The 20,761-nt window shown below is 64.5% G+C and carries 17 protein-coding genes; 1 reads left to right on the forward strand and 16 read right to left on the reverse strand.

Annotated features, from left to right (window positions below; translation table 11 throughout):
- Positions 1 to 9: 9 nt before the first annotated feature.
- The 8 genes from nuoI to PSEWESI4_RS18690 form a co-directional block, all read right to left on the reverse strand.
- A complete protein-coding gene (nuoI, locus tag PSEWESI4_RS18655; protein WP_187672731.1) occupies positions 10 to 558 on the reverse strand; it encodes an NADH-quinone oxidoreductase subunit NuoI in 549 nt (182 codons plus the stop codon).
- A gap of 11 nt (positions 559 to 569) precedes the next feature.
- Positions 570 to 1,562, reverse strand: a complete 993-nt coding sequence (gene nuoH / locus PSEWESI4_RS18660) for an NADH-quinone oxidoreductase subunit NuoH (RefSeq protein ID WP_187672732.1) — start codon at positions 1,560 to 1,562, stop codon at positions 570 to 572.
- Positions 1,559 to 4,270 carry an NADH-quinone oxidoreductase subunit NuoG gene (gene nuoG / locus PSEWESI4_RS18665; RefSeq protein WP_187672733.1) on the reverse strand — a complete coding sequence of 904 codons (2,712 nt, stop codon included), beginning with the start codon at positions 4,268 to 4,270 and terminating at the stop codon, positions 1,559 to 1,561. The genes nuoH and nuoG overlap by 4 nt, the downstream gene beginning before the upstream one ends.
- Before the next feature lie 110 nt (positions 4,271 to 4,380).
- Positions 4,381 to 5,733, reverse strand: a complete 1,353-nt coding sequence (nuoF, locus tag PSEWESI4_RS18670) for an NADH-quinone oxidoreductase subunit NuoF (RefSeq protein ID WP_187672734.1) — start codon at positions 5,731 to 5,733, stop codon at positions 4,381 to 4,383.
- Positions 5,730 to 6,230, reverse strand: a complete 501-nt coding sequence (gene nuoE / locus PSEWESI4_RS18675; RefSeq protein ID WP_187672735.1) for an NADH-quinone oxidoreductase subunit NuoE — start codon at positions 6,228 to 6,230, stop codon at positions 5,730 to 5,732. The genes nuoF and nuoE overlap by 4 nt, the downstream gene beginning before the upstream one ends.
- Before the next feature lie 2 nt (positions 6,231 to 6,232).
- Entirely contained in the window at positions 6,233 to 8,014 is a 1,782-nt protein-coding gene (gene nuoC, locus PSEWESI4_RS18680; protein WP_187672736.1) for an NADH-quinone oxidoreductase subunit C/D, read from the reverse strand.
- A gap of 63 nt (positions 8,015 to 8,077) precedes the next feature.
- Positions 8,078 to 8,752: a NuoB/complex I 20 kDa subunit family protein gene (locus PSEWESI4_RS18685; protein WP_187672737.1), complete on the reverse strand. Its 675-nt coding sequence runs from the start codon at positions 8,750 to 8,752 to the stop codon at positions 8,078 to 8,080.
- A 10-nt stretch (positions 8,753 to 8,762) separates the two neighbouring features.
- The gene (locus tag PSEWESI4_RS18690) at positions 8,763 to 9,179 is read right to left on the reverse strand and encodes an NADH-quinone oxidoreductase subunit A (RefSeq protein WP_187672738.1); all 417 of its coding nucleotides are present in this window, start codon (positions 9,177 to 9,179) and stop codon (positions 8,763 to 8,765) included.
- A 542-nt stretch (positions 9,180 to 9,721) separates the two neighbouring features.
- On the opposite strand from PSEWESI4_RS18690, the gene PSEWESI4_RS18695 reads away from it, so the two are divergent.
- Positions 9,722 to 11,116 (forward strand): pectin acetylesterase-family hydrolase, encoded by a 1,395-nt coding sequence (locus tag PSEWESI4_RS18695; RefSeq protein WP_187672739.1) that lies wholly within the window; start codon positions 9,722 to 9,724, stop codon positions 11,114 to 11,116.
- 31 nt (positions 11,117 to 11,147) lie between these two features.
- Here PSEWESI4_RS18695 and PSEWESI4_RS18700 read toward each other — a convergent pair whose 3' ends face one another.
- The 8 genes from PSEWESI4_RS18700 to purB all read right to left on the reverse strand — a co-directional run bounded on the left by PSEWESI4_RS18700 (position 11,148) and on the right by purB (position 20,667).
- Positions 11,148 to 11,786: a hypothetical protein gene (locus tag PSEWESI4_RS18700; protein WP_187672740.1), complete on the reverse strand. Its 639-nt coding sequence runs from the start codon at positions 11,784 to 11,786 to the stop codon at positions 11,148 to 11,150.
- A gap of 127 nt (positions 11,787 to 11,913) precedes the next feature.
- On the reverse strand, positions 11,914 to 13,911 hold the full coding sequence (locus PSEWESI4_RS18705; protein ID WP_235978967.1) for a PhoX family protein: 1,998 nt from the start codon (positions 13,909 to 13,911) through the stop codon (positions 11,914 to 11,916).
- 180 nt (positions 13,912 to 14,091) lie between these two features.
- Positions 14,092 to 15,687 carry an isocitrate lyase gene (locus PSEWESI4_RS18710; RefSeq protein WP_187672742.1) on the reverse strand — a complete coding sequence of 532 codons (1,596 nt, stop codon included), beginning with the start codon at positions 15,685 to 15,687 and terminating at the stop codon, positions 14,092 to 14,094.
- A 493-nt stretch (positions 15,688 to 16,180) separates the two neighbouring features.
- Complete coding sequence (locus PSEWESI4_RS18715; RefSeq protein WP_187672743.1) at positions 16,181 to 16,990, reverse strand: secretin N-terminal domain-containing protein; 810 nt, start codon at positions 16,988 to 16,990, stop codon at positions 16,181 to 16,183.
- A complete protein-coding gene (locus tag PSEWESI4_RS18720) occupies positions 16,987 to 17,619 on the reverse strand; it encodes a DUF7931 domain-containing protein (RefSeq protein WP_187672744.1) in 633 nt (210 codons plus the stop codon). Before PSEWESI4_RS18720 ends, PSEWESI4_RS18715 begins: the two co-directional genes overlap by 4 nt.
- Positions 17,620 to 17,632: 13 nt before the next feature.
- A complete protein-coding gene (locus PSEWESI4_RS18725) occupies positions 17,633 to 18,058 on the reverse strand; it encodes a GNAT family N-acetyltransferase (protein ID WP_187672745.1) in 426 nt (141 codons plus the stop codon).
- Entirely contained in the window at positions 18,051 to 19,217 is a 1,167-nt protein-coding gene (locus PSEWESI4_RS18730; RefSeq protein WP_187672746.1) for a ribosomal protein uL16 3-hydroxylase, read from the reverse strand. The genes PSEWESI4_RS18725 and PSEWESI4_RS18730 overlap by 8 nt, the downstream gene beginning before the upstream one ends.
- A 79-nt stretch (positions 19,218 to 19,296) precedes the next feature.
- A complete protein-coding gene (gene purB / locus PSEWESI4_RS18735; protein ID WP_187672747.1) occupies positions 19,297 to 20,667 on the reverse strand; it encodes an adenylosuccinate lyase in 1,371 nt (456 codons plus the stop codon).
- Positions 20,668 to 20,761 lie beyond the last annotated feature (94 nt).

The raw sequence follows: 20,761 nt of genomic DNA on the forward strand, positions 1-20,761 counted from the left end.
CTTTCGTCCTTAAGGCAGCAGGCTCTTCACGTTGATCGGCTCGGCCTCGTTCTGCGCGGCGCCTTTCGGCTTGCCGGCGATGGCCATGCCGGCGACGCGGTAGAAGTTGTAGTCCGGGTTCTTGCCGGGGCCGGAGATCAGCAGGTCTTCCTTCTCGTACACCAGGTCCTGGCGTTTGAACTCGGCCATCTCGAAGTCCGGCGTGAGCTGGATCGCGGTGGTTGGGCAGGCCTCCTCGCAGAGGCCGCAGAAGATGCAGCGCGAGAAGTTGATGCGGAAGAACTCCGGATACCAGCGACCATCATCGGTTTCCGCCTTCTGCAACGAGATGCAGCCGACCGGGCAGGCCACGGCGCACAGGTTGCAGGCCACGCAGCGCTCCTCGCCGTCCGGATCGCGGGTCAGCACGATGCGGCCGCGATAGCGCGGCGGCAGGTATACCGGCTCTTCCGGGTATTGCAGGGTGTCGCGCTTGCGGAAGGCGTGACCGAAGATCATCACCAGGCTGCGCAACTGGGTATAGGTGCCGTGCAGGATGTTCAGGATTTCTTTGATCATGATGTTTCTCCTTACTGGGCCGCGGCCAGCACGAGCGCGCCGGTCACCAGCAGGTTGATCAGAGTCAGCGGCAGGCAGACCTTCCAGCTGAAGCTCATCACCTGGTCATACCGCGGGCGCGGGATCGAGGCGCGCAGCAGGATGAACAGCATGATGAAGAAGGCGGTCTTCAGGGCGAACCAGATGAACGGGATCTGCGGCAGGATGCCGAACGGACCGTGCCAGCCACCGAAGAACAGGGTCACCAGCAGCGCCGAGACGAACACGATGCCGATGTATTCGCCGACGAAGAACATGCCCCATTTCATCCCGGCGTACTCGATGTGGTAGCCGTCGGCCAGTTCCTGTTCCGCCTCCGGCTGGTCGAACGGGTGACGGTGGGTCACTGCGACGCCGGCGATGAAGAAGGTACAGAAGCCGAGGAACTGGGGAATGATGAACCACAAGTGCTGCGCCTGGTAATCGACGATGTCGCGCAGGTTGAAGGAACCTACCTGTGCAACCACGCCCATCAGCGCCAGGCCCATGAACACTTCGTAGGACACCGTCTGCGCCGAGGCGCGCAGGGCGCCGAGCAGGGCGTACTTGTTGGCGCTCGCCCATCCGGCGAACATCACCGCGTACACCGACAGACCGGCCATGGCGAAGAAGAACAGCAGGCCGATGTTCAGGTCCGCGACACCCCAGGTCGGGGTGATCGGGATGACCACGAAGGCGATCAGCATGGCGCTCATGGCCACTACCGGCGCCAGGGTGAAGATCGGCTTGTCGGCGAACGGCGGGGTCCAGTCTTCCTTGAAGAACATCTTGATCATGTCTGCGCCGAGCTGGAAGGCACCGAACGGGCCGACCCGGTTCGGACCGTGGCGGTCCTGCCAGAGACCCAGCAGGCGGCGCTCCACCCAACTGAGCAGGGCACCGCAGACCACCACGGCGAGGAGAATGACGATGGCCTTGAGGACCGAGATGATGACTTCGATCAGTTCGGGAGTCAGCCAGCTCATTGCGCCACCTCCTGCAGACCGCTGGCCGACTGGCCGATGACGCCTGCCGGGATGCCGGCGAAGCCGGCCGGCAGGGCGACCAGACCGGCGGCCAGCTCTTCGTCGATGCGCACGGGCAGACGCAGGGTCTGGCCGGCAACGGTGAGGCTGACGTAGGTGCCGTCATTGACCGCCAGGCGGGCGGCTTCGGCCTTGCCGAGCGCCACGTAGGCCTGCGGGATGCGCTCCTGCACCGGCGCGGCTCGCGAGCTGTTTTCCTCGCTGCCGAACAGGTGGTGGAACGGCACCACTTGCCAGGTTCCCTGGGCCGGGTTGAACGGCGCGGGGATGGCGGTGAACCATTGCAGGCCGTCGTTTTTCGCTTCGATCAGGCGCACGCCGGGATCGCCGGCGCGCAGGTGGCCGCCGACTTCGTCCTGGAACTTGTTCCAGGCCTGCGGCGAGTTCCAGCCTGGAGACCAGGCGAAGGGGATCTGCTGACGGTCTTCCTTGCTGCCCGAGTAGCCTTCCATGGAGAAGGCGAACGCGGAGTCCTGGTCCTGCGGCTGGCGCGGCTCGTGCACGCTGATGTTGGCGCGCATGGCGGTGCGGCCGCTGTAGCGCAGAGGCTCGCGGGCGAGCTTCAGGCCCTTGATGCGGAAGGAGGCGGACGGCGCGGCGTTGCGGATGCCGGCCAGCTTGTCGTTGCTGGCGGCGCAGGCCTCGGTGACGTGGTCCAGCTGGGTCCAGTCGACCGACTTGCCCTGTAGGGTGCTGTGCAGCGCGTGCAGCCAGCGCCAGCCTTCGCGAACGAGGATCTCGGCGTCGTAGTAGGACGGCTCGTAGACCTGGAAGAAACGCTGGGCGCGGCCTTCCTGGCTGACCAGGGTGCCGTCGCCTTCGGCGAAGCTGGCAGCCGGCAGCACCAGGTGGGCGCGCTCGACGGTCGGGGTCAGCTGGTGGTCCGCGACGATCACCACCTGGGCGGCGGCCAGGGCGGCGTCCACCTTGGCGGCGTCGGCGCGGCGGTACAGGTCGTTTTCCAGTACCACAACGGCATCCGCCTGGCCGGAAGTCAGCGCATCCAGCGCGGCATCGACGGACTCGCCGCCGAACAGGGCCAGGCCGAGGCTGTTGGCTTCCGGCACCACCAGGCTGATGGAGCCGTTCTTCTCGCGTGCCTTGAGGGCCTTGGCGATGTTCGCGGCAGCCTCGATCAGCGCCTTGTTGCCCAGCGAGGTGCCGGAAATCACCAGCGGGCGCTTGGCGGCCAGCAGGGCATCGGCGATGCGCTGGGCCAGCTCGGCGGCTTCGGCATCCAGGCCGGCGACGGCCGGGGCGCTCGGGTCGATGGCGTGGGCCACGGCGAAGCCGATGCGGGCCAGGTCGTCCGGCGCGGCATGCACGCATTCGGCGGCCACGTCGTCGAGCTTGGTGGCGCTCAGGCTGGCGATGAACAGCGGGTTCAGTTCGTGCTGGGCGATGGTCTTCACCGCGGCATCCAGCCAGGGCTGGATCTTCATGGCGGCGGCCATGTCCTCGCCCTTGCCCTTGACCGACTGGCGCAGCGCCAGGGCGATGCGGGCGGCGGTCTGGGTCAGGTCTTCGCCGAGGACGAACACTGCGTCGTGGTCTTCGATCTCGCGGATCGACGGGACCGGCAGCGGGCTGTCCTGCAGTACCTGGAGCACCAGGCGCAGGTTGTCGAGCTCGCTGGCGGCGATACCGGAGTAGTAGTTGGCCTCGCCGACCAGTTCGCGCAGGGCGTAGTTGCCTTCCAGGCTGGCGCGCGGCGAGCCGATGCCGATCACGCGCTTGCCCTTGAGCAACTCGGCGGCCTTGTCCAGGGCGCCGTCGAGGCTCAGCTTCTGCTCACCGAACAGCGGCTGGCGCGGACGGTCCTTGCGATTGACGTAGCCGTAGCCGAAGCGGCCGCGGTCGCAGAGGAAATAGTGGTTGACCGAGCCGTTGTAACGGTTCTCGATGCGGCGGATCTCGCCATAGCGCTCACCGGGGCTGATGTTGCAGCCGGAGGAGCAGCCGTGGCAGATGCTCGGCGCGAACTGCATGTCCCACTTGCGGTTGTAGCGCTCGGAGTGGGTCTTGTCGGTGAACACGCCGGTCGGGCAGACCTCGGTCAGGTTGCCGGAGAACTCGCTCTCCAGCACGCCATCCTCGATGCGGCCGAAATAGACGTTGTCGTGCGCGCCGTAGACGCCGAGATCGGTGCCGCCGGCGTAGTCCTTGTAGAAGCGCACGCAGCGGTAGCAGGCGATGCAGCGATTCATCTCGTGGGCGATGAACGGGCCGAGTTCCTGGTTCTGGTGGGTGCGCTTGGTGAAGCGGTACCGGCGCTCGTTGTGGCCGGTCATCACCGTCATGTCCTGCAGGTGGCAGTGACCGCCTTCCTCGCAGACCGGGCAGTCGTGCGGGTGGTTGGTCATCAGCCACTCGACGACGCTGGCGCGGAACTGCTTGGCCTCTTCGTCGTCGATGGAGATCCAGGTGTTGTCGGTGGCCGGGGTCATGCAGGACATGACCAGGCGACCGCGCTTGTCATTTTCGTCGGTGAACTGCTTCACCGCGCACTGCCGGCAGGCGCCGACGCTACCGAGCGCCGGGTGCCAGCAGAAGTAGGGGATGTCGAGGCCGAGCGAGAGACATGCCTGTAGCAGGTTGTCCGCCCCGTCGACTTCTAACTTCTTGCCGTCTACGTGGATAGTGGCCATGGTTCAGTCTTCATCTACCCGTCGAAACGGGTTTGGCTAATGGAATTCTTGTACTGCGGTGCGCGGGGCAATGGCCTGGGCCAACATCCCGCACGCCGTCCAGCTGATCGCTAAACGCCAACCGCCTGCGGCTTGGCTTCGAGCGGGTTCGCGCTGCGGGCCACGCCCGCCTCGAACTCCGGTCGGAAGTACTTGATCGCACTGCCCAACGGCTCCACGGCACCGGGGGCGTGAGCACAGAAGGTCTTGCCCGGGCCGAGGAAGTTGACCAGTTGCAGCAGGGTGTCGATGTCTTCCTGGGTGCCCTGGCCGCGCTCCAGCGCGCGGAGGATCTTCACGCTCCACGGCAGGCCGTCGCGGCACGGGGTACACCAGCCGCAGGATTCGCGGGCGAAGAACTCTTCCATGTTGCGCAGCAGCGAGACCATGTTGACGCTCTCGTCCACCGCCATGGCCAGGCCGGTACCCATGCGGGTGCCGACCTTGGCGATGCCGGCGGCGAACATCGGCGCGTCCAGGTGCTCGGGCAGCAGGAAGCCGGTACCGGCGCCGCCGGGTTGCCAGCATTTCAGCTTGTAGCCGTCGCGCATACCGCCGGCGTAGTCCTCGAACAGCTCGCGGGCCGGGATGCCGAACGGCAGCTCCCAGACTCCGGGGTTCTTCACCTTGCCGGAGAAGCCCATGAGCTTGGTACCCATGTCTTCGCTGCCGGGGCGGGCGAGGGTCTTGTACCAGTCGACGCCGTTGCCGACGATGGCCGGCACGTTGCACAGGGTCTCGACGTTGTTGACGCAGGTCGGCTTGCCCCAGACGCCGACGGCGGCGGGGAAGGGTGGCTTGGAGCGCGGGTTGGCGCGGCGGCCTTCCAGCGAGTTGATCAGCGCGGTTTCCTCGCCGCAGATGTAGCGGCCGGCACCGGTGTGGACGAACAGTTCGAAGTCGAAGCCGCTGCCGAGGATGTTCTTGCCGAGCAGGCCGGCGGCCTTGGCTTCCTCGACCGCGCGGTTGAGGTTGCGGGCGGCGTCGACGTATTCGCCACGCAGGAAGATGTAGCCGCGATAGGCCTTGAGGGCCCGGGCGCTGATCAGCATGCCTTCGATCAGCAGGTGCGGAAGCTGCTCCATGAGCAGGCGGTCCTTCCAGGTGTTCGGCTCCATCTCGTCCGCGTTGCAGAGCAGGTAGCGGATGTCGAGGGATTCGTCCTTGGGCATCAGGCCCCATTTCACGCCGGTGGGGAAGCCGGCGCCGCCGCGACCCTTGAGGCCGGAGTCCTTGACCACCTGGACGATATCGTCGGTGGCCATCTCGGCCAGCGCCTTGCGGGCGGCGGCATAGCCGTTCTTGGCCTGGTATTCCTCCAGCCAGACGGGCTGGGCGTCGTCGCGCAGGCGCCAGGTCAGCGGGTGGGTTTCCGGCGCGCGGGCGATCCGGTTGGCCGGGCCGATGGAAGTCAGCGTCTTCATGGGTAGGCCTCCAGCAGTTGTGCCACACCGCTCGCGTCGACGTCTCCGAAGGTGTCGTCGTCGATCATCAGTGCCGGGGCCTTGTCGCAGTTGCCCAGGCAGCACACCGGCAGCAGGGTGAAGCGCTCATCGGCGGTGGTCTGGCCGAGGCCGATACCCAGTTGCTGCTGGATCGCGTCGAGCACCGACTCGTGGCCGCCGATGTAGCAGACCATGCTGTCGCAGACGCGGATGATGTGACGGCCCACCGGCTGGCGGAAAATCTGACTATAGAAGGTCGCCACGCCCTCGACGTCGCTGGCGGGGATGCCGAGGATCTCGCCGATTGCCGGGATGGCGCCGTCCGGCACCCAGCCGCGATGCTTCTGGACGATCTTCAGGGCTTCGATGGACGCCGCGCGGGTGTCCTCGTAGTGGTGCATTTCGTGTTCGATGGCCGAGCGCTCGCTGTCGCTGAGGACGAAACGGTCGGTCTGGATAAGATTTGCCTGGCTCATGGTTAGCGGTCCACGTCGGCCATAACGAAGTCGATGCTGCCCAGATACGCGATCAGGTCAGCCACCATGCTGCCGCGGATCACCGAGGGGATCTGCTGCAGGTGCGGATAGCTGGGGGTGCGGATACGGGTGCGGTAGCTCATGGTGCCGCCATCGCTCGTCAGGTAGTAGCTGTTGATCCCCTTGGTCGCCTCGATCATCTGGAAGGACTCGTTGGCCGGCATGACCGGGCCCCAGGAGACCTGCAGGAAGTGGGTGATCAGGGTTTCGATGTGCTGCAGGGTGCGTTCTTTCGGTGGCGGCGTGGTCAGCGGGTGGTCGGCCTTGTACGGGCCTTCCGGCATGTTCTTCAGGCACTGTTCGATGATGCGGATGCTCTGGCGCATCTCTTCCACGCGGACGATGCAGCGATCATAGGCGTCGCCGTTATGGCCGAGCGGCACTTCGAAGTCGAAGTGCTGGTAGCCGGAGTAGGGGCGTGCCTTGCGCAGGTCGAAGTCGAGGCCGGTGGAACGCAGGCCGGCGCCCGTGACGCCCCACTCCAGGGCTTCCTTGGTGTTGTACTGGGCGACGCCGATGGTGCGGCCCTTGAGGATGCTGTTCTTCAGCGCGGCCTTCTCGTACTCGTCGAGGCGCTTGGGCAGCCAGTCGACGAACTCCTGGACCAGCTTGTCCCAGCCGCGCGGCAGGTCGTGGGCGACGCCGCCGATACGGTACCAGGCCGGGTGCAGGCGGAAGCCGGTGATGGCTTCGATCACCTTGTAGGCACGCTGGCGGTCGGTGAAGGTGAAGAACACCGGGGTCATGGCCCCGACATCCTGGATGTAGGTGCCGAGGAACAGCAGGTGGCTGGTGATCCGGAAGAACTCGGCGAGCATCACGCGGATGAAGTCGACGCGGTCGGGCACGGTGATGCCGGCCAGCTTCTCCACCGCGAGCACGTACGGCAGGTTGTTCATCACCCCGCCGAGATAGTCGATACGGTCGGTGTAGGGGATGAAGCTGTGCCAGGACTGGCGCTCGGCCATCTTCTCGGCGCCACGGTGGTGGTAGCCGATGTCCGGTACGCAGTCGACGATCTCTTCGCCATCCAGTTGCAGGATGATGCGGAAGGCGCCGTGGGCGGACGGGTGGTTGGGGCCGAGGTTGAGGAACATGTAGTCCTCGGTCTCGCCATGGCGTTTCATGCCCCAGTCTTCGGGGTTGAAGCGCGCGGCTTCCTCTTCCAGGTTCTGCTTGGCCAGGGTGAGGCTGAACGGATCGAACTCGGTGGCGCGCGCCGGGTAGTCCTTGCGCAGCGGGTGGCCTTCCCAGGTCGGCGGCATCATGATGCGCGACAGGTGCGGGTGGCCGGTGAAGGTGATGCCGAGCATGTCCCAGACTTCGCGTTCGTACCAGTTGGCGTTGGGCCAGATGCCGGTGATGCTGGGCAGGTTGAGATCGCCTTCGGAGAGCGCGACCTTGATCATCACGTCGCTGTTCCGCTCGATCGACAGCAGGTGGTAGAACACGCTGAAGTCGGCGGCGGGCAGTCCGCGGCGTTGGGTGCGCAGGCGCTCGTCGACCCCATGGAGGTCGTAGAGCATCACGTAGGGCTTGGGTAGCTGACGCAGGAAGGTCAGCACTTCGACGAGTTTCTCGCGCGGCACCCAGAGCACCGGCATGCCGGTACGGGTGGATTGCGCCGTGAAGGTCTCGGCGCCGAAGCGGGAATTCAGTTCAACGACGACGTCTTGGTCGTCAGCCTTGTAGGGCGGAATGTACAGAGCGCTGTCTGCGGTCATGGTCTCGGTCGCTTTCAGTCAACAACGTAAAGGGTGAGCGGGCTTTCTCGTGAAAAGCCGGGATCACACTTCGTCGGGGCTGCGCAGGTTGGTTACCTGGATTCGCTGTTCACGGCGCTGTTCCCGTTGTGACGGCATGTCGGCACGATAGATGCCTTGGTCGCCGACGACCCAGGAAAGCGGGCGGCGCTCCTGTCCGATGGAGTCCTGCAGCAGCATCAGGGCTTGCAGGAATGCCTCGGGGCGAGGAGGGCAGCCGGGTACGTAAACGTCTACAGGGAGGAACTTGTCGACCCCCTGAACGACCGAGTAGATGTCGTACATGCCACCGGAGTTGGCGCACGAACCCATGGAAATGACCCACTTGGGCTCGAGCATCTGCTCATAGAGGCGCTGGATGATCGGCGCCATCTTGATGAAGCAGGTACCGGCGATCACCATGAAATCGGCCTGACGCGGCGATGCCCGGATCACTTCGGCGCCGAATCGAGCGATGTCGTGGGGGGCGGTGAAGGCGGTGGTCATCTCCACGTAGCAACAGGACAGGCCGAAGTTGTACGGCCACAGGGAGTTCTTGCGTCCCCAGTTGACCGCATTGGTCAGCACGTCCTGGAGCTTGCCCATGTAGATGTTGCGGTGGACTTGACCCTCGAGCGGGTCCGCTACGGTCTCCCGCTCGCCGATCGGATACTGCTCGTTAGGCGCATCCGGGTCGATCCTGGTGAGTTTGTATTGCATCGCCAAAGCCTCATTGTTTTAGCTTCGCCTGCCGCTTGCGACGACCTTCGGGAGCCCAATCGAGCGCCCCGATGCGCCAAAGGTAGACAAGACCTGCCAACAGAATTGCTATGAAAATGGTAGCTTCGATGAGGCCGGCCCAGCCGCTTTCGCGTACGGACACCGACCAGGCGAAGAGAAAGAGGGCTTCAACGTCGAAGATCACGAAGAGCATCGCGACCAGATAGAACTTGGCGGACAGGCGCAGGCGGGCGCTGCCGACGGGCAGCATGCCCGATTCGAAAGGTTCGTTCTTGCTCCGCCCCCAGGCCTTGCTGCCGAGGAGGCTGGAAACCCCGAGCATGAAGGCGCACAGGCCTGCGACACCCAGGAGGAAAATGGCGAAGCCCCAGTTGTGGGACATGGTGGCGACAGCTTCAGCGGGCATGCCGTGGCTCCTTAAAACAAGAGGCGGCGAACAATATGGATTAGAGATTATGTTGCCGGTCTATCAAATGGTTAGCCAGCAATCTAATCCTCTAATTCTATGCGTGTCTGCGGCGCCAAGTAAATTTTTCCTTATAAAAAATTAACTTAGCAGTCCACCTGGTGGCGGTGTGGAAGGCGCAAAGCCAGTCCTGACGCGCCTTTTGGCGGAGTTCATCCTTGGTCGTATAGCTTTGCCGAATCAGTCCGGTCAATGCGGGTTGTTACAAATGATATTTATTATCATTATCGGGAAGTGTGTTTTCCCGCTGTGATGAACTGTGCCTAATAACATCTTTGATCCAGCCGGCTATTACCTATCTCCAATCATTATTTATGCGAATTGTCGCTCCATCCTTCCTGTACTAGCGTGCTAAAAGCGCCGGGTGGCGGCGCCATGCCCCCTGTTTCCCAGCCGTACTCAGAGGCGCGACCAGGTCGGCGTGCGCTCTGCTGCCCAGGCATGTCGACCTCATCCGAGAACAATGAGATGAGGGACGTCCCATGCCCAAGGTTCTTCCTGCGCTTTCCCGCTCCATTCCCTGCCTGTTTCTGCTGGCGGCAAGCCTGCCTGCCCAGGCCGAGCTGGGCGACTACAGCTTCTGGCAGAGCCTGACCAACCTGGTGGCGCCGCCCGGAGCCGACAACAAGGTCACGCCGGCGCAGCGCACCGGCCCTTATCCGCTGCTGGCCAATCCGGCTGGCTTCAACAGCGGCTTCAAGCCCGCCAACCACTATGCCTGGCAAACCGTCCAGTTGGCACCGCAGACCGGTGCGGTATGCGGAGATGGTTCGCCCTACAAGTTCTTCGTCAATCGCGTACCCAACACCCGCAACACCATCATCTACCTGGAGGGTGGCGGTGCCTGCTGGGATTACGCCAGTTGCAGTGGTCAGAGCGGCATCCGTGGCGCGCGCAACCCCAACGGTATCCCGAACGACTACATGTCGCTGCTCAATCCCGGCGCCAGCCTGGTCAGCCCCTTCGTCGTGCGCCTGCATCCCTGGACGCGGGTGAAGACGCAGAACTGGAACATGGTCTACGTGCCTTACTGCACGGGCGATATCTATTCCGGCGACAAGGTGGCGGTCTATCAGGACCCGCAGGGCCAGCAGTCTCCGTTGGTCTGGCACCATAACGGCTTGCGCAACGTGCGCGCGGTGGTCGGTTGGCTGAAGGACAACCTGCCACGGCCGACGCAGTTGCTCACCACCGGTTGCAGTGCCGGTGGTGCCGGCAGCCTGACCAACTATGCCGGCATCCGCCAGGACATGGCGCCGGACCGCGGTTTCCTGATCAACGACTCCGGCCCGGTGTATACCGCGCTGCCCGGCGACAACCAGTCCTATCCGTCCTATCCGCTGCAGACCTTGATCCGCCAGGCCTGGGGGTTGAATGATGGCCCGTTGCCCTACCTGCAGACGCGCTTGCCGGGGCTCGACACCAGTGACCTGGGTACGTTGTACTCGGCGCTGTCCAGCAATATGCCGGGCGATCGCATGGGGCATACCCATTTCTGGAAGGACATGAACTACTCGTCCTACTCCTACGAACGCTTCTATCCGGAGATCATCAACGCCCCGGACCAGGCGACCAAGGCGGCGCTGATCGGACAGCGCTGGGAAACCGATACCTCGCGCCTGCGCAACCAACTGGCCAACCTGAGCAATATCGGCGGCTACTTCCCGCAATACCGGGCGGTCAACGAGAGCCATTGCACCAGCATCATCGAGTTCGCCAACTCGGACATCCAGGAGCAGAACCTGGAACTGGATCATTTTGTCAGCAATGTGCTTGACGGCAACGGCCCGGTGCTGGATGCGTCCGAGCTGAGCGATGCGGCCGACCGCAGCAAGCCATTCAATCTGCTGTATTACGTGCTGGATCAATTGTTGTAGCGAGGATGGGAGGGGCGAGCTTTCGCTCCTCCTACTGATAGGCCTGTTCGCGGGCTTCCTGCAAGCGCTGGCGCAGGTATTCGTCACGGCTCAGGCCGTCGGGGATGTCGTCCATCGCCAGCACCTCCTCGACGATGCGCCGCTCCTCGGCCTTGTAGCGTTCGAAATTGGCATCCTGCCGCTGCGCGTCGCGGGCTTCCCGTTCCGCGCTCAGCGCCTTGTAGCGAGCGACCAGCGCGGCGGCGCGATCCTTCTGCTGTTGCTCGTCTTCGCTGGTGGCGCGGATCAGGGCGACCTGCAGCAGCAGCGCTTCGCTCAGGGCCAGCTCGCCGCGCCGCTCATAGTCGTCGATCTGCCTGGACAGCGCCTCGGCCTCGCTCTCGCGCTGTTCGGGCGACAGCTCCGGTGCCCGCTTGAAGAAGTCGCGATAGGCATTGTGAAAGCCCAGGCGCTGTTGGGCTTCGACGACCTGTGGCGCCTCGAGTAGGTACTGCAGGTCGGCGGTATGGGTGGGGTTGGAGGGCAGGGTGGTGGTGGCCGGGGCATTGGCAGGTTCGGCCGAGGTTTCCTCGGCGGGCTGTCTCGAGTCGTGCAGCAGGCCGTACAGGGTCACCCCGGCAGCACCGGCCGCCAGAAGCACCGCGAAGATCAACAGGGCCCAGCGTGGCATCTCGGCTCCAGGGTTTCAGCGCAGAGCGCGATGCTGGCAGTGTAGTAAATGCGGGAGCGGGAGCGCCCGGCCAAAAAAAGACCGGCCATGGCTGGGCCGGTCGAAGTGGGGGGGAGACTGGGACGGCTCAGAGAATGCGGCGGCCGTCCTCGCGGGTGATGATCACGGTGGCCGAGCGTGGGCGCCTGCCCGGGCCGTCCGGCCAGGTGCTGAGCAGGTTGCTGGCGGTCGAGCCTTCACCTGGGTGCTGGATGTTGACGAACAGGGTGCGGAAGTCCGGCGTCGCAGTGATGCCGGTCACTTCGGCGCCCAGCGGGCCGACCAGGAAACGCTTGACCTCGCCGCTGCGAGGGTCCGCCACCAGCATCTGGTTGTTACCGAATGGGCCACTGGAGAGCTGGCTGCCGCTCATGTCGGTCTGGACCCACAACCTGCCGTCCGGATCGAACCACAGGCCGTCCGGGCTGGCGAGGATACTGTCGGCTCCCAGCGGGCGCCCTTTGGGATCGAGGCTGTCGCTCTGCGGTCCGGCGAGCAGGAAGATATCCCAGCGGAAGCGGGTGCCGGCATGGTCGCGACTCTGTTCGCGCCAGCGGATGATGTGGCCGTAGGCGTTGGCGACCCGAGGGTTGGCGGCATCGGCGACGGTGCGGGCGGTATTGTTGGTGAGGGTGAAGTAGACATCGCCGGAGTCCGGATGCACGGCACCCCATTCCGGACGGTCCATCTTGGTGGCCCCGACCACGTCGGCGGCCAGGCGGGTATTGATCAGCACCTCGCCCTGGTCGGCGAAACGCACCCCGGCAACCTTGCAGGCCTGGCGGAACTTGCGGTTGTCGATATCGAGGGCCAGCCATTCGCCGCTGCCGTCGGCCTTGAAGCGCGCCACGTAGAGGGTGCCTTTGTCGAGCAGGCGGCCATCGCTGAAGCCTGGCCAGTAGCGGTCGCGGCTGACGTACTTGTAGAGGTACTCGTTCTGCGCGTCGTCGCCCGAGTAGCAGACCAGCGGCCGGCCGGGTTTCACCGGCGCGAAGATCAGCCCCTCGTGGGCGAAGCGCCCCAGCGCGGTACGCTTGACGGGTACCGACTCAGGATCGAACGGGTCGATCTCGACGATCCAGCCGAAATGGTTGGGCTCGTTGCGGTAGTCGGCGATGGCGCTGGGGCCCTTGCGGGTGGCATCGAAGCGTTCGAATTCGTCGCCGGGCAGGGTGTCCCAGCCGAACCGGCTGGTGCTGCCCAAGCCGTAGCGAGCCAGCTCGCGCGGCAAATTGCTGTCGCGAGTGGCGAAGTAGCCGGCCCAGTTCTCTTCGCAGGTGAGGTAGGTGCCCCAGGGCGTGAAGCCATTGGCGCAGTTGTTCTGCGTGCCGCGCGTGGCGGTGCCTTTCGGGCTGTAGCGGGTCTTCAGCAAGGCATGACCGCGCGCCGGGCCGCTGATGCGCATCGGTGTCGCGGCGGTGATGCGTCGGTTGCGCGGGCTGGGGACGACCTCCCACTCGCCACGCACATCGCGGCGGACCTCGACCACCGATACGCCGTGGGCGTTGATCTCCTTGCGGACTTCCTCGGCGCTGGTGCGCTTGCCGTCGGTCACGCTCGGTCCGTTGGGGTGCAGCAGGGGCGCGTCGATGTATTCGTGGTTCAGCACCAGCAGGCCGTGATCCGAACGCCGGCCGCCACCGCGATGGCCGTCGATAGGGAAGAAGTGCATGCCGTCATGGTGCATGCCGGTCTGTTCCGCCTGGTCCCGGGCGCTGTTGCTGGCGTCGTCGGCGAATGCCGGGTAGCGCCCGGTGATCGGCGTGCCCCAGGGTATGAAGGGCGAGGCCCGGTAGCCCGGCGGTACGACGATCTCGTCCGGACGGCCGACCGGCACGGCACCGAACGGCAACCGGGCACGGGGCTTGGGCAGGTGCTGGGTCGTCTGCGTCCCGCCGCTGGCCAGGGCGGTCTGGGGCAAGGCCATGCCAAGGAAGGCCAGGCCTCCCATGGCGGCCGTTCCGGTCAGTACCTGTCGGCGGCTGAGTTGGCCGATCAGTTCGTTGATGTGGGGATTGTCGGATGAATTGCTGGGCAGTTCGTCGCCGTTGCCAAACAGGACGCTGCTGTCGTTGTGGTCGGTCAAGGTGGGGCCCTCCAGGCTCATCAGGTGTCTACGACCTCGGCTTCGTCATGACTGCGGCGAAGGGTGAGAAAGACCCTAAGCCCCGCAGATGACAGCCCGGAGAAGGAAAAGAAAAACCCCGGCATTTCTGCCGGGGTTTTCTGGTAACGCCCTCGGTCGGGGGACCGAGCGAACCTGTCCTTAGTGGAACTGGTTCATGGTGTTGTCTTTACCGCTGGCCTTCAGAGCGGCTTCGCCAGCGAAGTACTCCTTGTGGTTGTCACCGATGTCGGAGCCGGCCATGTTCTGGTGCTTGACGCAGGCGATGCCCTGGCGCAGTTCCTCACGCTGGACGCCTTTCACGTAGGCCAGCATGCCCTGGTCGGCGAAGTACCCTTTGGCCAGGTTGTCGGTGGACAGCGCGGCGGTGTGGTAGGTCGGCAGGGTGATCAGGTGGTGGAAGATGCCGGCGTGAGCCGAACCGTCGCGCTGGAAGGTACGGATCTTCTCGTCGGCGACCAGGGCCAGTTCGGTCTCGTCGTACTCGACGCTCATCAGCTTGGCGCGGTCGTAGGCGGAGACGTCCTTGCCTTCGGCAGCCCAGGTGTCGAACACCTGCTGACGGAAGTTCAGGGTCCAGTTGAACGACGGGCTGTTGTTGTAGACCAGCTTGGCGTTCGGGATGACTTCGCGGATGCGGTCGACCATGGCCTTGATCTGGCCAACGTGCGGCTTCTCGGTTTCGATCCACAACAGGTCGGCGCCGTTCTGCAGCGAGGTGATGCAGTCCAGCACGCAGCGGTCTTCGCCGGTGCCAGCACGGAACTGGAACAGGTTGGACGGCAGGCGCTTGGGACGCAGCAGCTTGCCTTCACGCTTGATCACGACGTCGCCGTTGCCCAGTTCGGCTTCGGAGATTTCTTCGCAATCGAGGAAGGAGTTGTACAGGTCGCCCAGGTCGCCCGGCTCTTTGGTCACGGCGATCTGCTTGGTCAGGCCTGCGCCCAGGGAGTCGGTGCGGGCAACGATCACGCCGTTGTCGATACCCAGCTCGAGGAACGCGTAGCGAACGGCGGCGATCTTGGCGAGGAAGTCGGCGTGAGGAACGGTCACTTTGCCGTCCTGGTGGCCGCACTGCTTCTCGTCGGAAACCTGGTTTTCGATCTGGATGCAGCAGGCGCCGGCTTCGATCATGCGCTTGGCCAGCAGGTAGGTGGCTTCCGGGTTGCCGAAGCCGGCATCGATGTCGGCGATGATCGGTACGATGTGGGTTTCGTAGTTGTCGATCTGGTTCTGGATTTCCGCAGCCTTGGCGCTGTCGCCGGCTTCGCGGGCGGCGTCCAGGGCGGTGAACAGCAGGTCCAGTTCGCGCGAGTCGGCCTGACGCAGGAAGGTGTACAGCTCTTCGATCAGGTCGGAGACCGCGGTCTTCTCGTGCATCGACTGGTCCGGCAGCGGGCCGAACTCGGAGCGCAGGGCGGCGACCATCCAGCCCGACAGGTAGAGGTAGCGCTTGTTGGTGGTCTTCAGGTGCTTCTTGATCGAGATCAGCTTCTGCTGACCGATGAAGCCATGCCAGCAGCCCAGCGACTGGGTGTAGATGGAGGAGTCGGCGTCGTACTCGGCCATGTCCTTGCGCATGATGTCGGCGGTGTACTGGGCGATTTCCAGACCGGTCTTGAAGCGGTTCTGGGCGCGCATACGGGCCACGGACTCGGGGTTGATAGCGCTCCAGCTGCTGCCGAAAGTCTCTTTCAGAGCGGCTACAGCCTTGATGTCGTTTTGATATGCGGACATGGTGAATCCTTCAAAAAGTATGTGGTTGAGCACCGACTTTCCGCCTGAACCGCACGGTCGACGGTTCGTCGCTTGGCGTTCTGGGCGTTCGAGGAGAGGAGGACAGGGCGAGGATGGCGCTGTGGGGCGGAGGAGAGGACGAACAGTGGCAGGCCTTGGCATCGGTCGATGCTTTCGCTTGCCGGCTCGTGGATGCCGTTGGGCGATGCGATTCGATGACGCGGTCGATCTGACTGATACGTTGGATGCTTCCCCGTCCCTCAGGACAACTTCGTTCCAGTCGCAACCTCGTCGAACCGCCTTGTGGGCCGTGCAACACGGATCGGCTCGGTGGTGACCGGGACGCGATCCGGAGGCCCTTGGTAGGGCCTCTGATTAGCGGGAGCGGGGCCATCATGCCTTTCGAACAAGTGTTCGTCAAACGTTTTGTAGTGATTTTTTATCACTACTACAAAAATTTTTAGAGACGACCGTTCGGTCAGTTGGAGAGTGCTCAGTCCAGGGTTTCGACCTTCAGGCGCACGGTCATGTCGTCATGCCCCCGGGTCGAGTGTTGCCGGAGGAAACCGCTCTCGTTGGACTGACCGCTCTGGCTGGCGCCGCCGACGGTGAGCCATTCGCCGAGCCGGCCGCTGACCCGTGTGCTGGTGCTCTGCACGTCGATGGCGCCTTGTTGCGAGCGGCTGAGGCGGTCGTTATGGCTGTCGATGGTGACCTGCACGATGTCGCCGTTGAGGCGTGCGGTCACGTAGAAACCACGGGTGACGTCGCGGTACTGGGTGTCATTGTAGGCGCCGCCGTAGGGGCCGACGCTGGTGGTGGTCAGCGGCACGCTCTGGCCGACCTGGATCAGTGCCGGGTAGCCTTCGGTGGCCTGCACCTGCTGGGTGCCGCCGTCGCGGCTGGTGGTGCTGCGGCGAATGATGCGCACCTGGTCCTTGCCCCTGACTTCGCCACGGCCGGCCTGGACCTCCATGTCGCCGGCGCGCACGCTACCGTCGACGCGGTAGCCGCGCTCGTCGACATGGCTGGCGTCGCTGGTATCGACGCTGATCAGCAGGCGGCGTGGCTGGGTATCGAGCTGCTGGAGCAGGTCGCGCAGCTCCTGGATCTTTTCCGGTGGCGCGTTGACGATCAGTTGATTGCCATAGGCGCTGGCCTTGCCATCGTAGCCCAGCACCGACTGCACCACCGGCAGCACTTCGTCGGCGGTGCGGTAGTTGAGCGGAATCACCTCGGTGGCGGCCAGCAGCGGCTGGCAGAGCACGAACAGCAGGGCGGCGAACAGCGCGCGCGGTCTCATAGCAGGAAACTCCGCAGGTCGGGATCGGTGATGCTCATATCCCAGGCCTGGTCGAACTGCGCCTGGCGCCGGAGCACGCGGCCGGGATCGGCATAGAGGGCGTAGCCGTCGGGCAACTCGGGCTTGGGGCGCAGCAGCAGGCCGCGGTCGTCGACCAGCAGGAAGGCGACTTCCTCGCTGGGATGATCGGGGTGCAGCTTGCGGATGTGCAGGTTGCTCGACAGGCGGCGCGCCAGGGTGAGCAGGCGGTGCCCGTCCTTGACCGCGCGGCTGCTGTCGCGCAGGAGGATGCGCAGGCGGTTCTTCGGGTTGCCCAGCAGGAAGCGCGTGCAGGCGTCCTGGATGCTGCTGTGGTGATAGAGCCAGGGTTCGAGGTCGGGGCTGTACAGGCTCAGCGAGCGTTGCGCCTGTTGCAGCAGGGCCAGGACGTGGGCGCGTGCCGCATCGGGATGGCTGAAGCGCTCCAGTGGCGCATGGGCGCCGAGACGGAAGGGCGCGGGCTCCCAGCGCTCCGGCTCCCTGGGCAGGGCGGGCGGGTTGTGGACAACGAAACGCCCCGGCGACTGGAATTCGATGGCCGGCAGGTCTTCCGGTTTCCGTTCAGCTTGCGGGACGTTTTCGTCGCTCATTCACACCTCGGTTTCAGCCGCTTTGCCGCACCATGTCCACGTGTGGAATGCCCGCGTCGAGGAACTCGTCGCTGACTATGGAGAAGCCTAGCCGCTCGTAGAAGGGCGCGGCATGTACCTGGGCGCTGAGCATCTGGCGGGTCAGCCCGCGGCGTTCCGCTTCCGCGATCACCGCGGTCATCAGTGCTTCGCCGACTTTCAGGCCGCGGTAATCCTTGACGACCGAGACGCGGCCGATGTGCCCGTCGGGCAGCAGCCGCGCGGTGCCGATCGCGTAGTCGCCGTCCAGGGCGAGGAAATGTACCGCGTGGGCATCCTCGTCATCCCATTCCAGCTCCGGCGGCACCGATTGCTCGGCGATGAACACGGTTTCCCGGATGCGGCGCAGGTCGGCATTGTCCTTCTGCCAGTCGGCGACTCGCACATGCAGATCATTCATCGGCAAACCCCAGACTACCTTGTTTGATCAGTTCCCAGAGCAGGGTACGCCCCTCGTCGTTGCCCAGCCATTGGCCGAGATTGTCGATATGTAACGCATCGGCGCTGCAAATCAGTTTCAGCAGCTCGCGCAGCGACGTGGAGACCAGCCGGCTCTGGCCGCTGGCGAACAGTACGAGGTCGTCGCCGACCTCCGACCAGGCCATGCGGGCGCTGGGGTTGCGGATGACCGCCGCGCCTTCTTCCAGGCTGGCGAGGAACTCCTGCTCGTCGATCTCGATGCCGGCGACCAGTTCGGGGTAGCGCGGTTCGGTCATGAACTGGCCGAACCAGGTCATCAGCAGGCGCTCGTCGCCCATGTGGCGGTCGAGCAGGGCCTTGAGGCGGTCCAGGGCGTCGCGCTGGATCTGGTTGGGGTCGCTGGCCGGTTGCACGTCGGCATCGCTGTAGCGCTCTTCATCGGGCAGGAACTGGCCCAGGAAGTCGGTGAAATGGGTCAGCACTTCGGCGGCGCTCGGCGCGCGGAAGCCCACGGAATACGTCATGCAATCATCCTCAGCGGTGCCACAGTGGGAGAGGAGCGGCGGCAGGTAGAGCATGTCGCCGGGTTCCAGCACCCATTCATCGGTTGGTTCGAATTCGGCCAGGATCTTCAGATCCGCGTGGGCCAGGAGCGGGCTGTCGGAGTCGCACACCTGGCCGATCTGCCAGCGGCGCTTCCCATGGCCCTGGAGCAGGAAGACGTCGTAGTTGTCGAAATGCGGGCCAACCCCGCCGCCGGGCGCGGCGAAGCTGATCATCACGTCGTCGATACGCCACTTGGGCAGGAACTTGAATGCTTCCAGCAGTTCGGACACCTCGGGCACGAACTGGTCGACGGCCTGTACCAGCAATGTCCAGTCGCGCTCGGGCAGGGTCTGGAAGGTTTCCTCGCTGAACGGGCCGCGCTGCAGTTCCCAGGGATGGGCGCCGTGCTCGATCACCAGGCGCGACTCGACTTCCTCCTCGAGCGCCAGTCCCGCCAGTTCGTCGGGCGAGATCGGGCTTTCGAAGCCGGGGATGGCCTGGCGCACCAGCAGGGGTTTCTTCTGCCAGTAGTCGCGCAGGAATTCACGTGCGGTCAGGCCGCCCAGCAACTGTAGTGGAGTATCAGGATTCATCGATAATCCTTTGAAATTATTGGAAAGCCTTAAATAAAAACGCCCGGCGCAGCCGGGCGTTCAGGGGGGCTGTCACCGGTCAGATGCGCTTGGCCTGGGCGGCGGCGTTGCCGATATAGCCGGCCGGGGTGAGCTGCTTGAGCTCGGCCTTGGCGTCCGCCGGCATGTCCAGGCTATCGATAAAAGCTTGCAGGGCTTCGGGGCTGATGCCTTTGCCGCGGGTCAACTCCTTGAGCTTTTCATAGGGGTTTTCGATGCCGTAGCGGCGCATCACGGTCTGTACCGGCTCGGCCAGGACTTCCCAGCAGGCGTCCAGGTCTTCAGCAATTCGTTGAGCATTCAGCTCCAACTTGCTGATTCCCTTGAGGCTTGCTTCGTAGGCGATGACACTGTGGGCGAAGCCGACGCCCAGGTTGCGCAGCACGGTGGAGTCGGTCAGGTCGCGCTGCCAGCGGGAGATCGGCAGCTTGCTGGCCAAATGCTGGAACAGCGCGTTGGCGATGCCGAGGTTGCCTTCGGAGTTCTCGAAGTCGATCGGGTTGACCTTGTGCGGCATGGTCGAGGAGCCGATCTCGCCGGCCACGGTCTTCTGCTTGAAGTAGCCGAGGGAGATGTAGCCCCAGACGTCGCGGTCGAAGTCGATGAGGATGGTGTTGAAGCGCGCGATGGCGTCGAACAGCTCGGCGATGTAGTCGTGCGGCTCGATCTGGGTGGTGTAGGGGTTCCAGGCCAGGCCGAGGTCGCCTTCGATGAATTCGCGGGCGTTGGCTTCCCAGTCGACCTGCGGGTAGGCCGACAGGTGGGCGTTGTAGTTGCCCACGGCGCCGTTGATCTTGCCGAGCAGCTCGATGCCGGCGACCTGCTTGATCTGCCGCTCCAGGCGGTAGACCACGTTGGCCAGTTCCTTGCCCAGGGTGGTCGGCGAGGCCGGCTGGCCGTGGGTGCGCGACAGCATGGGCACGTCGGCGAACCTGACCGCCAGCTCGCGGATGGCGTCGGCGATCTGGCGCATCAGCGGCAGCAGCACTTCGTCGCGGCCGGCGCGCAGCATCAGGGCGTGGGACAGGTTGTTGATGTCCTCGGAGGTGCAGGCGAAGTGGATGAACTCGCTGACCTGGGCCAGTTCCGGCAGCTTGGCGGCCTGCTCCTTGAGCAGGTACTCGACAGCCTTGACGTCGTGGTTGGTGGTGCGCTCGATGTCCTTGACGCGCTGGGCGTGCTCGACCTGGAAGTCATCCACCAGGCTGTTCAGCAGGGCATTGGCCTCGGCGGAGAAGGGGGCGACCTCCGGGATGCCGGCGTGTGCGGCCAGGCGTTGCAGCCAGCGCACTTCGACCATGACCCGGAAGCGGATCAGGCCGTATTCGCTGAAGATGGGACGCAGGGCGCTGGTTTTGCCGGCATAGCGGCCGTCGACGGGGGAAACCGCGGTGAGCGAGGAAAGCTGCATGAGGGCGTTCTCGGACAGTCGGCTGACTAAAAAATGGGGCGCGTATCATACATGAAAAAAGCGCCCCGGCCTTGGCCGACCGATCAGCGTCGCG

The organism is Zestomonas carbonaria (assembly GCF_904061905.1).
Classification (GTDB): domain Bacteria; phylum Pseudomonadota; class Gammaproteobacteria; order Pseudomonadales; family Pseudomonadaceae; genus Aquipseudomonas; species Aquipseudomonas carbonaria.

What these genes read in the sequence shown, in the direction of transcription:
- PSEWESI4_RS18715 (WP_187672743.1), bottom strand. Translation starts at nt 16,990, where the DNA reads ATGAGACCGCGCGCGCTGTTCGCCGCCCTGCTGTTCGTGCTCTGCCAG.
- purB (WP_187672747.1), bottom strand. Translation starts at nt 20,667, where the DNA reads ATGCAGCTTTCCTCGCTCACCGCGGTTTCCCCCGTCGACGGCCGCTAT.
- nuoH (WP_187672732.1), bottom strand. Translation starts at nt 1,562, where the DNA reads ATGAGCTGGCTGACTCCCGAACTGATCGAAGTCATCATCTCGGTCCTC.
- nuoF (WP_187672734.1), bottom strand. Translation starts at nt 5,733, where the DNA reads ATGAAGACGCTGACTTCCATCGGCCCGGCCAACCGGATCGCCCGCGCG.
- PSEWESI4_RS18720 (WP_187672744.1), bottom strand. Translation starts at nt 17,619, where the DNA reads ATGAGCGACGAAAACGTCCCGCAAGCTGAACGGAAACCGGAAGACCTG.
- nuoI (WP_187672731.1), bottom strand. Translation starts at nt 558, where the DNA reads ATGATCAAAGAAATCCTGAACATCCTGCACGGCACCTATACCCAGTTG.
- PSEWESI4_RS18725 (WP_187672745.1), bottom strand. Translation starts at nt 18,058, where the DNA reads ATGAATGATCTGCATGTGCGAGTCGCCGACTGGCAGAAGGACAATGCC.
- nuoC (WP_187672736.1), bottom strand. Translation starts at nt 8,014, where the DNA reads ATGACCGCAGACAGCGCTCTGTACATTCCGCCCTACAAGGCTGACGAC.
- PSEWESI4_RS18730 (WP_187672746.1), bottom strand. Translation starts at nt 19,217, where the DNA reads ATGAATCCTGATACTCCACTACAGTTGCTGGGCGGCCTGACCGCACGT.
- nuoG (WP_187672733.1), bottom strand. Translation starts at nt 4,270, where the DNA reads ATGGCCACTATCCACGTAGACGGCAAGAAGTTAGAAGTCGACGGGGCG.
- PSEWESI4_RS18700 (WP_187672740.1), bottom strand. Translation starts at nt 11,786, where the DNA reads ATGCCACGCTGGGCCCTGTTGATCTTCGCGGTGCTTCTGGCGGCCGGT.
- nuoE (WP_187672735.1), bottom strand. Translation starts at nt 6,230, where the DNA reads ATGAGCCAGGCAAATCTTATCCAGACCGACCGTTTCGTCCTCAGCGAC.
- PSEWESI4_RS18710 (WP_187672742.1), bottom strand. Translation starts at nt 15,687, where the DNA reads ATGTCCGCATATCAAAACGACATCAAGGCTGTAGCCGCTCTGAAAGAG.
- PSEWESI4_RS18690 (WP_187672738.1), bottom strand. Translation starts at nt 9,179, where the DNA reads ATGCCCGCTGAAGCTGTCGCCACCATGTCCCACAACTGGGGCTTCGCC.
- PSEWESI4_RS18685 (WP_187672737.1), bottom strand. Translation starts at nt 8,752, where the DNA reads ATGCAATACAAACTCACCAGGATCGACCCGGATGCGCCTAACGAGCAG.
- PSEWESI4_RS18695 (WP_187672739.1), top strand. Translation starts at nt 9,722, where the DNA reads ATGCCCAAGGTTCTTCCTGCGCTTTCCCGCTCCATTCCCTGCCTGTTT.